Origin of the sequence: Cellulomonas sp. NPDC058312 (assembly GCF_042880135.1) — a bacterium.
Taxonomy (GTDB): domain Bacteria; phylum Actinomycetota; class Actinomycetes; order Actinomycetales; family Cellulomonadaceae; genus Cellulomonas.
Genome location: NZ_JBHVZE010000006.1, coordinates 1 through 14,371, shown reverse-complemented (window position 1 = coordinate 14,371; position 14,371 = coordinate 1). Strand labels below are relative to the sequence as shown.

Genomic DNA, 14,371 nt, shown 5'->3' with positions numbered 1-14,371 from the left:
CCGGCTTGCAGGTCCGGGCCCCGCGCGCGGCAGGATGGAGCCCGTGAGCGCCACGACCCCGACCCCCGGACCGCCGCCCCGCCCCGGGGTGCACGTGACGGACGACGGCGTCGAGGTGGGGGTCGTCGCCCCGCACGCCACGGCGGTGGACCTCTGCCTGCTCGACCCCGACCCGGCGTCGCCGACCGGCTGGTCCGAGCGCCGGGTCCCGCTCGACCCCCCGGGCGGCGCCGCGCCGGGCCGGTTCACGGCGCGGGTGCCGGGCGTGCGCGCCGGGCAGCGGTACGGCTTGCGGGCCCACGGCCCGTGGGAGCCGGAGGCGGGCCTGCGGTACAACCCCGCCAAGCTGCTCGTGGACCCGTACGCGTACGGGCTGGTCGGCGAGGTCGACCACGGCCCCGCGACGTACGGGCACGTCGTCGACGACGCGCTGCTCGGCGACCCCGACGGCCCCGCCGACCCCCGCGACTCGGTCGCCCACGTCCCGCACGGCGTGGTGCTGGACCGCCGCCCCGGACGACGCGGCCCGGGCGACGCCGTCGACCCCGCGGCGAACCGGCCGCACGTCCCGTGGGCGGACACCGTGGTCTACGAGGCGCACGTCCGCGGCCTCACCCTGCGGCACCCGGGCCTGCCGCCGCACCTGCGCGGCACCTACGCCGCGCTGGGCCACCCCGTGGTCGTCGCCCACCTGCGCCAGCTCGGGGTCACCGCGCTGGAGCTGCTCCCGGTGCACGCGTTCTCCTCCGAGCCGCACCTGGTCCAGAAGGGCCTGACGAACTACTGGGGCTACAGCACGCTCGGCTTCTTCGCCCCGCACGCCCCGTACGCGACCGCCGCGGCCCGCGCCGCCGGACCCGCCGCGGTCCTGGACGAGCTGCGCACCGCCGTGCACGCGCTGCACGAGGCGGGCATCGAGGTGCTGCTCGACGTCGTCTACAACCACACCTGCGAGGGCGGGTCGGGCGGCCAGCACCTGTCCTGGCGGGGGCTCGACAACGCCGGCTACTACCTGCACGACGGCGGGCACCCCGCCCGGCTCGCGGACGTCACCGGCACCGGCAACACCCTCGACTTCCGCCGGCCCGAGGTGGTGCGGCTCGCGCTGGACTCGCTGCGCTACTGGGCGCAGGAGGTCGGGGTCGACGGGTTCCGGTTCGACCTGGCCGTCACGCTCGGGCGCGGCCACGCCGGGTTCGACCCCGACCACCCGTTCCTCGTCGCCGCGGGCACGGACCCCGCCCTCGACGGGCTGAAGCTGGTCGCCGAGCCGTGGGACGTCGGGCCCGGCGGCTGGCGCACCGGGCAGTTCCCGCTGCCGTTCGCGGAGTGGAACGACAAGTTCCGCAACTCCGTGCGCTCGTTCTGGCTCGCGGACCCCGCCCGCGCCGCCCAGGGCCTGCCCGACCACCGGGTCCGGGACCTCGCGACCCGGCTGTCCGGGTCCGTCGACCTGTTCGGGCACTCGGACCCGCCGCTCGCCCGCGGGCCGCGCGCCTCGGTCAACTACGTGACGGCCCACGACGGCTTCACGCTCGCCGACCTCGTCGCCTACCAGCACAAGCACAACGAGGCGAACGGCGAGCAGAACCGCGACGGCTCCGACGACAACCGCTCCTGGAACCACGGCGTCGAGGGCCCGGTGCCCGCGGACGGCGTCGCCGCCGACATCGTGCCGCTCCGGCGCCGGTCGATCCGCAACCTGCTGGCGACGCTGCTGCTGTCCGCCGGGACCCCGATGATCACCGCCGGCGACGAGATGGGCCGCACCCAGCGCGGCAACAACAACGCCTACTGCCAGGACACCGACGTGTCCTGGGTGCACTGGGACCTCGCGCCCTGGCGGCAGGACCTGCTCGCGACCGCCCGGCACCTGACTGCGCTGCGCCGCGCGCACCCCGCGCTGCGCAGCACCCGGTTCTTCACCGGCCGGCCCGTCGACGGCCGACCGGCCGACCTCACGTGGTTCGACCCGACGGGCGCGGAGTTCACGCACGAGCGCTGGCACGACGCCGACCTGCGCACCCTGCAGATGCTGCGCGTCGCCGAGGACGACGCCGTCCTGCTCGTCGTCAACGGCTCGCTGGACCCGATGCCGGTGGCGCTCGCCGGCGGGGCCGGCACCCGGTGGGAGCTGGCCTGGGACTCCACCTGGGAGCACCCCGACGAGGCCCGGACGGCGGCGATCGAGGGCGCGCTGCACCTGGACGCGGGCGCCGGGGTCCTGCTGGAGCCGCTGAGCCTGCGCGTCTACACGGCCTGACCGCGCCGGCCGGACCGCGCCGGCCCGGGGCGCCAAGACAGGACCGCCCCGCCGAGACAGGGCCTGCTGCGGTCCTGTCTCGGCGCGCAGGCCCTGTCTCGGCGGCGCGCGGCGCGCGGGTCCGGCACCGCGGCGCGCGGCGTCAGCCCGCGTTCGCGACCAGCCCCACCTCGGCGACCGACGCCAGCCCCGCGTGCCGCGGCACGACGCGCACCGAGTACCCGAACGGCCCCGACGCGTCGAGCAGCAGGTCCCCGGCGAACGCGTACCGGCCGCCCTCGAACGTGTCCGCGAGCGCCAGCGGGTCCACGGTGAACCCGTGCAGCTCGTCCGACTCGGAGACCTTGCCGTGCACGACCTGCACCTCGACGTCCTCGGGGGTGAGGTCGCCCAGCGTCACGTAGGCCTTGACGTGCAGCGCGTCGCCGACCTGCGGCACCTCGCCGACGCCGCCGGACTCGACGTGGTCCACGCGCACGCCCTGCCAGCCGGCGCGGACGCGGCCCTTCCACGCGGCGAGCTCGCGGGCGCCGGCGAACCCGGACTCCCCCGCGAGCGCGCGTCCGGCGAACGCGGCCGGCGCGTAGAGCCGGGCCACGTAGTCGGCGACCATCCGGGTGGCCTGCACCTTCGGGCCGAGCGTGGCCAGCGTGTGCCGGACCATCTCGAGCCAGCGCAGCGGCAGCCCGCGGTCGTCCCGGTCGTAGAACCGCGGCGCGACCTGGTGCTCGATGAGCTCGTACAGCGCCGCGGCCTCGAGGTCGTCGCGGCGGTCCGGGTCCTCGACGCCGTCGGCGGTCGGGATCGCCCAGCCGTTCTCGCCGTCGAACCACTCGTCCCACCACCCGTCGAGGATCGACAGGTTCAGGCCGCCGTTCAGCGCGGCCTTCATGCCCGACGTGCCGCACGCCTCCAGCGGGCGCAGCGGGTTGTTCAGCCAGACGTCGCAGCCCGGGTAGAGGGTCTGCGCCATCGCGATGTCGTAGTTCGGCAGGAACACGATGCGGTGCCGCACGCCCTCGGAGTCGGCGAACCGGACGAGCTGCTGGATCAGCCGCTTGCCCTGGTCGTCGGCAGGGTGCGACTTGCCGGCGATCACGAGCTGCACCGGCCGCTCGGGGTGCGTGAGCAGGGCCTTGAGCCGCTCGGGGTCGCGCAGCATGAGGGTGAGCCGCTTGTAGGTCGGCACCCGGCGGGCGAACCCGATGGTCAGCACGTCGGGCGACAGCACGTCGTCCACCCAGCCGAGCTCCGCCGGGCTGGCACCGCGCCGCGCCCAGGACCCGCGCACCCGGCGCCGGGCGTCCGCGACGAGCTGGGCGCGCAGCGTGCGGCGCACCGCCCAGAGCTCCTCGTCCCCGATCGCGTCGGTCCGCAGCCAGCCGGACCCGTCCTCGAGCTCGTCGGAGGTGAGGCGCGACGCGGCGAGGTCGAGCAGCTGCCGGTCGACCCAGGTCGGCGCGTGCACGCCGTTCGTGACGGACGTGATCGGCACCTCGACGTCGTCGAACCCCGGCCAGAGCCCGCCGAACATGTCGCGCGACACCTCGCCGTGCAGCACCGAGACGCCGTTCGCGCGCCCGCCGAGCCGCAGGCCCATCACCGCCATGTTGAACATGAGCGGGTCGCCGCCCGGGTAGTCCTCGGCGCCGAGCGCGAGCACCCGCTCCACGGGCACCCCCTCGGCCGCGTTGGCGCCGCCGAAGTACTGGTGCACGAGGGACGCCTCGAACCGGTCGATGCCCGCGGGCACGGGGGTGTGGGTCGTGAACACCGTGGCGGCGCGCACCGCCTCCAGCGCCTCGTCGAAGCCGAGCCCCGCGCCCGAGACGAGCTCGCGGATCCGCTCGACACCGAGGAACCCGGCGTGCCCCTCGTTGGTGTGGTAGACCTCCGGGTCCGGCGCGCCGGTGAGCCGGGACCACACGCGCAGCGCGCGCACGCCGCCGACGCCGAGCAGGAGCTCCTGCTGGAGCCGGTGCTCGCCGCCGCCGCCGTACAGCCGGTCGGTGACCTTGCGGGCGGTCTCGTCGTTCTCGGGCACGTCGGAGTCGAGGAGCAGCAGCGGCACCCGCCCGACGGTCGCGGTCCAGATGTGCGCGTGCAGCGTCCGGTCGCCGGGCAGCGCGATCGACACCACCGCGGGGGTGCCGTCCTGCTCGCGCACCAGGGTCAGGGGCATGCCGTCGGGGTCGAGCAGCGGGTAGGTCTCGACCTGCCAGCCGTCGCGGGTCAGCGCCTGCTTGAAGTACCCGGCGCCGTACAGCAGCCCGACGCCGACGATCGGCACGCCGAGGTCGGAGGCGCTCTTGAGGTGGTCGCCGGCGAGGATGCCCAGGCCGCCGGAGTACTGCGGGAGGACGGCCGTGATGCCGAACTCCGGGCTGAAGTAGCCGATCGCGGCGGGCAGCGACGGGTCGGCGGCCTGCTGGTGCTGGTACCAGCGCGGCGCCTGCAGGTACTCGTGCAGGTCGGCCGTCGCGGCGCGCACCGCGCCGACCACGTCGGGGTCGGCGGCGAGCTCGGCCAGGCGCTCCGGCCGGAGGGCGCCGAGCAGGGCGACCGGGTCGCCGCCCACCTCGTCCCACACGGCCGGGTCGATCCGGGCGAACAGGTCACGGGTCGGCGCGTGCCACGACCAGCGCAGGTTGTGGGCGAGCTCGTCCAGGTCGGCGAGCTCCGCGGGGAGCGAGGTGCGGACGGTGAATCGGCGGATGGCTCTCACCTGCCCGAGCGTACGCACGACCAGGGCCGGGACAACAGGTCCTTCGACTGCTCGGCCCGTCCGGATGCCGGGGCACGTCCGCTGTGGATAGGTTCGGGACCGTGACGTCGACACCCCCGCCGCGCGAGCCCGCGCCGCGCCGTGCCCGCCCGCGCTCGACCACGTCCGCGGCAGCCGCCGACGTGCCGACCACGGCGGCCCCGGCCCCGGTCCCTGCCACCACCCCCACGACCCCGGCCGCGAGCGCCGCGCCGGCAGCCGCTGCCGCCGCCCCCGCCGCCGCACCGGCCCCCGGGCGCGCGCCGGTCGGCCGCATCCCGGTCGTCGACGTCTCCCCCGTCGTCGAGGCCGGCCGCTGGCCCGCGAAGGCGGTCGTCGGCGAGGCCGTCCCCGTCCGCGCCACGGTGTTCCGCGAGGGCCACGACGCGTGCGCCGCGACCGCCGTGCTGGTCGGCCCCGACGGCACCGACCGCGCCCGGGCGACGATGGTCGACATCGCCCCCGGCCTGGACCGGTACGAGGCCCGCCTGGTGCCCGACGAGCCCGGCGCGTGGGGTTTCCGCGTCGAAGGCTGGTCCGACCCGTTCGGCACCTGGGCGCACGACGCCCCGCTGAAGGTCGGCGCGGACGTCGACGTCGAGCTGGTGCTGGAGGAGGGCGCCCGGCTGCTCGCCCGCGCCGCCGACCGCACGGCGGACGACGCCGGCGCTGCGGTCCCCGACGCAGACCGCCAGGTGCTCCAGGACGCCGTCACCGCCCTGCGCGACGGCACCCGCCCGGCACCGGCCCGCCTGGCCGCGGGGCTGTCCGCCGAGGTGCGCGCCGCGCTCGCCGCCCACCCGGTCCGCGAGATGCTCAGCCCGTCGCCCGTCTACCCGCTGGTCGTCGACCGACCGCTGGCGCTCGCGGGAGCCTGGTACGAGATCTTCCCGCGGTCCATCGGCGCGACCTACGACGACGCGACCGGCACCTGGACCACCGGCACGCTGCGCACCGCGGCCCGCGACCTGCCGCGCATCGCCGGGCTCGGGTTCGACGTGGTCTACCTGACCCCGATCCACCCGATCGGCACCACGCACCGCAAGGGCCGGAACAACACCCTCGACCCCCGCCCCGGCGACCCCGGCTCCCCGTACGCGATCGGCTCCCCCGACGGCGGGCACGACGCCATCGAGCCGTCGCTGGGCACGTTCGAGGACTTCGACGCGTTCGTCGCCGAGGCCCGCGCCCAGGGCCTCGAGGTCGCGCTCGACCTGGCGCTGCAGTGCTCGCCCGACCACCCCTGGGTCGCCGCGCACCCCGAGTGGTTCACCACCCGGCTCGACGGCACCATCGCGTACGCCGAGAACCCGCCGAAGAAGTACCAGGACATCTACCCCCTGAACTTCGACAACGACCCCGAGGGCATCTACGCGGAGATCCGGCGGGTGCTGCAGGTCTGGATCGACCACGGCGTCACGGCGTTCCGCGTCGACAACCCGCACACCAAGCCGCTGGAGTTCTGGGAGCGGATCCTCGCGGACGTCCGGGCTACGCACCCCGAGGTCGTGTTCCTGTCCGAGGCGTTCACCCGCCCGGCGATGATGCTCAACCTCGCCCGCGTCGGGTTCCACCAGTCGTACACGTACTTCACCTGGCGGAACACCAAGGAGGAGATCGAGGAGTACCTGGCCGAGGTCTCCGACGAGCAGGGCTCGTGGATGCGGCCGAGCTTCTGGCCGACGACCCACGACATCCTCACGCCGTACCTGCAGACCGGCGGCACCGCCGGGTTCGCGGTCCGGGCCGTGCTCGCCGCCCTCGGCGCGCCGACCTGGGGCATCTACTCCGGCTACGAGCTGGTCGAGGACGTGCCGCGGCCCGGCGTCGAGGAGCAGATCGACAACGAGAAGTACGAGTTCAAGCCCCGCGACTGGTCGGCCGCCGAGCCGCTCGGCATCGCCCGGCTGCTGCGCTCGCTCAACGAGATCCGCCGCGCGCACCCCGCGCTGCTCCAGCTCCGGAACCTCACCGTGCACCCGACGAGCGACGACCAGGTGGTGGCGTTCTCGCGGCACCTGCCGGCGCACCTGTCGCCGACCGGCTCCGCCGACACGGTGCTCGTGGTCGTGAACCTCGACCCGCGGGCCGCCCACGACGCGGTGCTGGACCTCGACCTCGCGGCGCTGGGCCTGGAGCCGGACGCGCGGTTCGTCGCGCACGACGTGCTGTCCCAGGAGGCCTACGCCTGGGACGCGCACCCGTGGGTGCGGCTCGACCCGTACAGCCGGGTCGCGCACGTGGTCGTGGTGGAGCGGGTGTGAGCCCGCTCGGGGCGTCGGACGGCCAGCCGGTGCCGTCCGCGACGCCGGGCCACGGCGCGCCGCCCACCGGGCAGATCGCGGTCACGGCCCTCCCGGCGCGGCGCCAGCCCGGCGTCCCCGCCGCCGAGCGGCCGAACGGGCTGTCCGACGACCCGGACTGGTACCGCACCGCGGTGTTCTACGAGGTGATGATCCGGTCGTTCTCCGACTCGGACGGGTCGGGGTCCGGCGACCTGCGCGGCCTGATCGAGCGGCTGGACTACCTGCAGTGGCTCGGCATCGACTGCCTGTGGCTGCCGCCGTTCTATCCGTCGCCGCTGCGCGACGGCGGCTACGACGTCTCGGACTACACCGCCGTGGCGGCGCAGTACGGGTCGCTGGACGACTTCACCGAGCTGGTCGCCGAGGCCCACGAGCGCGGCATCCGGGTCGTCGTCGACCTGGTGATGAACCACTCCTCCGACCAGCACCCCTGGTTCCAGGCGTCCCGCTCCGACCCCGAGGGGCCCTACGGCGACTTCTACGTCTGGGGCGACGACCCCACCCGGTACCAGGACGCGCGGATCATCTTCGTCGACACCGAGACGTCCAACTGGACGTTCGACCCCGTCCGCCGGCAGTACTTCTGGCACCGGTTCTTCAGCCACCAGCCCGACCTCAACTTCGACAACCCCCGGGTCGTCGAGGCGATGCACGACGTCGCGCGGTTCTGGCTGCGCCTCGGCGTCGACGGCTTCCGGCTCGACGCGGTGCCGTACCTGTACGAGCGCGACGGCACCAACTGCGAGAACCTCCCCGAGACCCACCGGTTCCTGCGCGACCTGCGCGCCATGATCGACCGGGAGTTCCCGGGCCGGATCATGCTCGCCGAGGCGAACCAGTGGCCCGAGGACGTCGTGCACTACTTCGGCACCGACGCCGAGCCCGAGTGCCACATGTGCTTCCACTTCCCCGTCATGCCGCGCATCTACTACTCGCTGCGCGACCAGCAGGCGACGTCGATCGTCGACATCCTCGCCGACACCCCCGCCATCCCGGCGGGCGGGCAGTGGAGCACGTTCCTGCGCAACCACGACGAGCTCACGCTCGAGATGGTGTCCACCGAAGAGCGCGCCTCGATGTACGGCTGGTTCGCCCCGGACTCCCGGATGCGCGCCAACATCGGCATCCGCCGCCGGCTTGCGCCGCTGCTCGAGGACTCCCGCAAGGAGATCGAGCTCGCGCACGCCCTGCTGCTCTCGCTGCCCGGCAGCCCCTGCCTGTACTACGGCGACGAGATCGGCATGGGCGACAACATCTGGCTCCCCGACCGCGACGCGGTGCGGACCCCGATGCAGTGGACGCCCGACCGCAACTCCGGCTTCTCCACCGCCGACCCCGGCAAGCTCTACCTGCCGGTGATCCAGTCGCTGGTGCACCACTACAACAACGTCAACGTCGAGGCGCAGATCGCGCAGAACACGTCGCTGCTGCACTGGGTCCGCGGCATGCTCGCGGTCCGGCGCCAGCACCCGGCGCTCGGGCTCGGCTCGTTCGAGGTCGTGCCCGGGGACAACGCGAGCGTGCTGGCGTTCCTGCGGCGGTCGGGCGACGAGACGCTGCTGTGCGTCGCCAACCTCGCGTCCACCGCCCGCGCCACCACGCTGCGGCTGCCCGCGGCGCTGGCCGGCGCCGGGCTGCGGGACGTCTTCGGCGGCGCCGCGTTCCCCGCCGTCGGCGCGGACGGCACCGCCACCTTCACGCTCGGCTCCCGCGACTTCTACTGGCTGGCGGTGACGACCCCATGACCGATCGACGGGTGGCCCACGAGGAGCGCGACGACGCGCTCGCGGCACTCCTGGCGCCCTGGCTGCCCGGTCGACGCTGGTTCCCGGTGAAGGGGACCGACGCGCAGGTCGGCGCGATCGGCGGCCTGACGCTCCGCGACCCAGACGGTGCCGCCGAGGTCCGGCTGCTGCTGCTGCGGGCCGAGGGCGCCGGGGCCGGCGCGGTGCTGCAGGTGCCGGTCGTGCTGCGCGGGCCCGACGCCCCCGACCCCGCCCCGGCCGACGACGACCCCGCTCTCGTGGGCCGGCTCCCCGACGGCACGGTCGTGCTCGACGGCGCCGGGCGCGCCGAGTTCGAGCGCGCGTGGCTCGCGGAGGCCGACCGGCCCGCCGACGCCCCCGCCGACCCCGACCCGGACCTCGGCCCGCCCAAGGTCGTGCCCGGGGAGCAGTCCAACACCTCGGTGATCCTCCCCGGCGCCGGACCCGACGGCAGCACCGCCATGCTCAAGGTGTTCCGCGGCCTGTCCGAGGGCGACAACCCCGACGTCGACGTCCCGCGGGCGCTCGCCGAGGCTGGCTGGACCCACGTGCCGCGGCCGCTCGCGTGGCTCGGTGCGCAGTGGCAGGACGGCGAGCACACCGCGCACGGGCACCTCGGGGTGCTGAGCGCGTTCGTCCCCGGCGCCCACGACGGCTTCGAGCTCGCCTGCGACCTCGCCCGCGCGGGCACCGCGTTCGACACCCTCGCCGAGGAGCTCGGCGCCGTCGTCGGGCAGATGCACCGGGCGCTGGCCCGCGCTCTCCCGACCGGCCACGGCGAGCAGGGTGCGGTCGAGGGTCCCCGCACCGGCCGGCACGCGGCCGACCCGGAGCCCGGCCTGTCCCCCGCCGCGGTGGCGGTCGCGGGTGCGCTCGCCGACCGGTTCGCGTGGGCCGTCGAGTCCGTCCCCGAGCTCGAGGAGCACGCCGACGCCATCGCGGCCCTCGCGGAGCGCACCCAGCTGCTCGCCGAGGTCCCGCCCCGGCAGCGCGTGCACGGCGACCTGCACCTCGGCCAGGTGCTGCGCGGCGACGACACCTGGTACGTCCTGGACTTCGAGGGCGAGCCGCTGGTCCCCGTCGCGCAGCGGACCCGCCCCGACCTGGCCCTGCGCGACGCCGCCGGGATGCTCCGGTCGTTCGACTACGCCGCCGCCGTCGGGGGCGCTCCCGCCGCGTGGACCGAGGTCGCCCGCACGTCGTTCCTCGCGGGCTACTCCGCGGAGACCCCCGACCTGGACCCCGGCGCCCGCGCGCACCTGCTGCGGGTCCTCGAGCTCGACAAGGCGCTGTACGAGGCCGTGTACGAGGCGCGCAACCGGCCCACCTGGTTGCCGATCCCGCTGCGGGCCGTCGCCCGGCTGGTCGGGTGACGGCCCCGGACGCGCCGGTGCACGTGCTGCTCGCCGGCGACTCGGTCACCGACTGCGGCCGCCGCGCCGACCCCGCGGGCCTCGGCGACGGCTACGTGCGGCTGCTCGCCGACGGCCCCCTCCAGGGGTGCCGGGTCACGAACCGCGGGGTCGGCGGCGACCGCCTGGCCGACCTCGCCGCCCGCTGGGACTCGGACGTCCTCGCCCAGCGCCCGGACGTGCTGTCGGTGCTCATCGGGATCAACGACACCTGGCGGCGGTTCGACTCCGGGCGGGTGTCCCCCGTCGACGCGTTCGAGGCCGGCTACGACGACCTGCTCGCGCGGGCCCTCGCAGCCGGGGTGCGCCGGCTCGTGCTCGTCGAGCCGTTCGTCCTGCCCGTGACCCCCGCGCAGGAGACCTGGTGGGCGCAGGACCTCGGCGCCCGGGTCGCCGCCGTGCACCGCCTCGCGGACGCCCACGGGGCCACGCTGGTCCCCGCCGCCGCGCACCTGACCGCGCTGGCGGCCGGCGGGGGCGCCGCGTCGGGCGGGGACGCGGACGCCGGCCGGGGCGCAGCGGCCGCCACGCTCGCCGCCGACGGCGTGCACCCCACCGCGGCGGGCCACCGCGCCCTCGCGGACCTGTGGTGGACCACCGTGACGGCCGCCGGCGTCCTCGGCTGACCCGGGACGTCGCGTCCTGGCTGCGCGAACGTCCCGGTGGTGGTTGGGTAGGCACATGAATCGCCCGGCCGAGCCGTCGCCCGTCACCGTCGACCCCGACACGCTGCGCGCCGTCGCGTCCGGCACCCACCACGACCCGCACGCCGTCCTCGGCGCGCACCTGACGCCCAGCGGCCTCGTGGTGCGCACGCTGCGGCCCCTGGCCGACGCCGTCGCGGTCGTCACCGCCGACGGGGCCACCCCCGCGGTGCACGAGCAGGACGGCATCTGGGTGGCGCTGCTCCGCGAGCCCGAGGTCGTCGACTACCGCCTCGACGTCACGTACGCCGGGCAGACCACCCGGGTCGACGACCCCTACCGCTACCTGCCGACCGTCCAGGAGCTCGACCGGCACCTGATCCGCGAGGGCCGGCACGAGGAGCTGTGGACCGTCCTCGGCGCGAACGTCCACCGGTACCCCGGCACGCTCGGCGAGGTCGAGGGCACCGCGTTCGCGGTCTGGGCCCCGAACGCGCGCGCGGTCCGCGTGATCGGCGACTTCAACCACTGGCAGGGCGCCACCCACGCCATGCGGTCCCTCGGCGAGTCCGGGGTCTGGGAGATCTTCGTGCCCGGCGTCGTCGCCGGCGCGCGCTACAAGTTCGAGCTGCTCACCGCCGACGGTGCCTGGCGGCAGAAGGCCGACCCGATGGCGAAGGGCACCGAGGTCCCGCCCGCGACCGCCTCCGTCGTCGTCGAGTCCGTGTTCCGCTGGGGCGACGACGCGTGGCTCGAGCGCCGCGCCGCCCACGACCCGCACTCCGGCCCCGTGAGCATCTACGAGGTGCACCTCGGCTCCTGGCGCCAGGGGCTCTCCTACCGCGAGCTCGCCGCCCAGCTCACCGAGTACGTGCTCGAGACCGGGTTCACGCACGTCGAGTTCCTGCCCGTCGCCGAGCACCCGTTCGGCGGCTCGTGGGGCTACCAGGTGACGTCCTACTACGCGCCGACGTCCCGGTTCGGGCACCCCGACGACTTCCGGTACCTGGTCGACACCCTGCACCGCGCCGGCATCGGCGTGCTGATCGACTGGGTCCCCGCGCACTTCCCCAAGGACGAGTGGGCGCTCGCCCGGTTCGACGGCACCCCGCTGTACGAGCACCCCGACCCGATGCGCGGCGAGCAGATGGACTGGGGCACGTACGTCTTTGACTTCGGGCGCAACGAGGTCCGCAACTTCCTGGTCGCGAACGCCACCTACTGGCTCGAGGAGTTCCACGCCGACGGCCTGCGCGTCGACGCGGTGGCCTCGATGCTCTACCTCGACTACTCCCGGGAGCCCGGCCAGTGGCGCCCGAACGCGCACGGCGGCCGCGAGAACCTCGAGGCGATCGCGTTCCTCCAGGAGGCCAACGCCACCGCCTACCGCCGCACTCCGGGGGTCATGATGATCGCCGAGGAGTCCACCGCGTGGCCCGGGGTCACCTCCCCCACGAGCGGCGGCGGCCTGGGCTTCGGCCTGAAGTGGAACATGGGCTGGATGAACGACACGCTCCGCTACCTCGCGGAGCTGCCGATCAACCGCCGCTACCACCACCACGAGGCGACGTTCTCGCTCGTCTACGCGTTCTCCGAGCAGTTCGTCCTGCCGATCAGCCACGACGAGGTGGTGCACGGCAAGGGCTCGCTCATGCGCAAGATGCCCGGCGACGACTGGCAGCAGCGCGCCGGCGTCCGGGCACTGCTCGCCTACCAGTGGTCCCACCCCGGCAAGCAGCTGCTGTTCATGGGCAGCGAGTTCGCGCAGGGCACCGAGTGGGCGGAGTCCCGGTCCCTCGACTGGTACCTGCTCGACCACGCCCCGCACCGCGGCGTGCAGCGCACCGTCCGCGACCTCAACGCCTTCTACCGCGACCACCCCGCGATGTGGGCGCTCGACCACAGCCCCCAGGGCTTCGAGTGGATCGACGCGAACGACGCCGACCGCAACGTGCTCGCCTACCTGCGCCGCGACGAGCGTGGCGGGGTGGTGGCCGTCGTCGTGAACTTCTCCGGGGTCCCGCACGAGGACTACCGGCTCGCCCTCCCCGAGGGCGGCGTGTGGCTCGAGGCCGTCAACACCGACGCCGAGGAGTACGGCGGCTCCGGGGTCGGCAACCTCGGTCAGGTCACCGCGCGCCCGGAGCCGCACCACGGCCGCGCGTTCTCCGCGACGGTCCGGGTCCCCCCGCTCGGCGCGCTGTACTTCGTCCCCGCCCCCTGACCGACGGCCTCACAGCAGCTCAGACCCAGCGCGCGTCGCCCTCGTCCCGACGGCGGCGCGCGCTGCTACGTCCAGCCCAGCCACCCCGGTCGCCGATCCCGTAGGGCCATCCGCGCCGGTCCGCGCGCAGGTGAGCGATGTCATCTCGGCCATGAGCGCGGCGCGGATGCCGGCGCGCGCCCGAACCCGCCGACCACGCACACACTGCTGCGACGTGGCGAGTGGTCACGACACGCGGGTGCGCAGCGTCGCGCGCCAGCGTGTCGTGACCTCTCGCTGATGCCTGAGAACCGGGGCCGGCGAGACGGCATCCCACGCGTCTGCTCGTGTGTCGGCGCGCAGGACAAGGGTGTCATCTCGGCGAGGCACCCGCGGGTGTAGGAGGGAGTCACGGGGGCGAGTGCGGCTGCTCGCGGGGGACGCGTGGCGAGTGGTCACGACACGCGGGTGCGCGGCGTCGGGGGCCGGCGTGTCGTGACCTCTCGTCGGGGCTCGTGGACCGGGGTCGGCGAGATGGCGTTCCGAGCGTCTGCTCGGGTGAGGGAGCGCAGGCGAGCCCTGCGATCTCAGCGGGGACTGTCGTCCGGGTAGGGCGGTGACCCGCACGCGTGGGTACGTGAGCGCACCCGGCTTCGGCCGATCTCGGACGTGCGCGCCCGCGCGGGTGTGATCGCGTGGCGAGTGGTCACGACACGCGGGTGCGCGGCCTCGCGGGCCGGCATGTCGTGACCTTTCGTCGGTGCCCGGGCCCTGGGGGGCCGAGATGGCAGTGCCGGGGTGTACGCAGGGATGCCGCGCCGGGGAGCTCCGCCATCCCCGTGGGGTCGGGCAGTGCCGTGCGCGGGTGGGCGTGCACGGGGTCGGGAAACACGAAGAGCCACCCCTTGCGGGGTGGCCCTTCGCGAAATGGTGTCCGGCGGCGTCCTACTCTCCCACACCCTGGCGAGTGCAGTACCATCGGCGCTGAAGGGCTTAGCTTCCGGGTTCGGAAT

General features: G+C 74.9%; 7 protein-coding genes. 6 read left to right on the top strand and 1 reads right to left on the bottom strand.

The window, feature by feature from the left end; genetic code table 11:
• The first annotated feature begins 34 nt into the window (after positions 1–34).
• On the top strand, positions 35–2,263 hold the full coding sequence (gene glgX, locus ACFVXN_RS16475; protein ID WP_389234880.1) for a glycogen debranching protein GlgX: 2,229 nt from the start codon (positions 35–37) through the stop codon (positions 2,261–2,263).
• 142 nt (positions 2,264–2,405) lie between these two features.
• Here glgX and glgP read toward each other — a convergent pair whose 3' ends face one another.
• Positions 2,406–4,988, bottom strand: coding sequence for an alpha-glucan family phosphorylase (gene glgP / locus ACFVXN_RS16470; protein ID WP_389234877.1), 2,583 nt, complete (start codon positions 4,986–4,988; stop codon positions 2,406–2,408).
• 101 nt (positions 4,989–5,089) lie between these two features.
• On the opposite strand from glgP, the gene ACFVXN_RS16465 reads away from it, so the two are divergent.
• The 5 genes from ACFVXN_RS16465 to glgB are packed head-to-tail and all read left to right on the top strand — an operon-like array spanning position 5,090 to position 13,379.
• The gene (locus ACFVXN_RS16465; protein ID WP_389234874.1) at positions 5,090–7,291 is read left to right on the top strand and encodes a maltotransferase domain-containing protein; all 2,202 of its coding nucleotides are present in this window, start codon (positions 5,090–5,092) and stop codon (positions 7,289–7,291) included.
• A 29-nt stretch (positions 7,292–7,320) separates the two neighbouring features.
• Positions 7,321–9,078, top strand: a complete 1,758-nt coding sequence (gene treS / locus ACFVXN_RS16460; protein WP_389235503.1) for a maltose alpha-D-glucosyltransferase — start codon at positions 7,321–7,323, stop codon at positions 9,076–9,078.
• Positions 9,075–10,472, top strand: a complete 1,398-nt coding sequence (locus ACFVXN_RS16455) for an aminoglycoside phosphotransferase (RefSeq protein ID WP_389234871.1) — start codon at positions 9,075–9,077, stop codon at positions 10,470–10,472. Before treS ends, ACFVXN_RS16455 begins: the two co-directional genes overlap by 4 nt.
• Positions 10,469–11,137, top strand: a complete 669-nt coding sequence (locus ACFVXN_RS16450) for a GDSL-type esterase/lipase family protein (protein ID WP_389234868.1) — start codon at positions 10,469–10,471, stop codon at positions 11,135–11,137. The genes ACFVXN_RS16455 and ACFVXN_RS16450 overlap by 4 nt, the downstream gene beginning before the upstream one ends.
• A gap of 55 nt (positions 11,138–11,192) precedes the next feature.
• The gene (gene glgB / locus ACFVXN_RS16445) at positions 11,193–13,379 is read left to right on the top strand and encodes a 1,4-alpha-glucan branching protein GlgB (protein ID WP_389234866.1); all 2,187 of its coding nucleotides are present in this window, start codon (positions 11,193–11,195) and stop codon (positions 13,377–13,379) included.
• Positions 13,380–14,371: the final 992 nt, after the last annotated feature.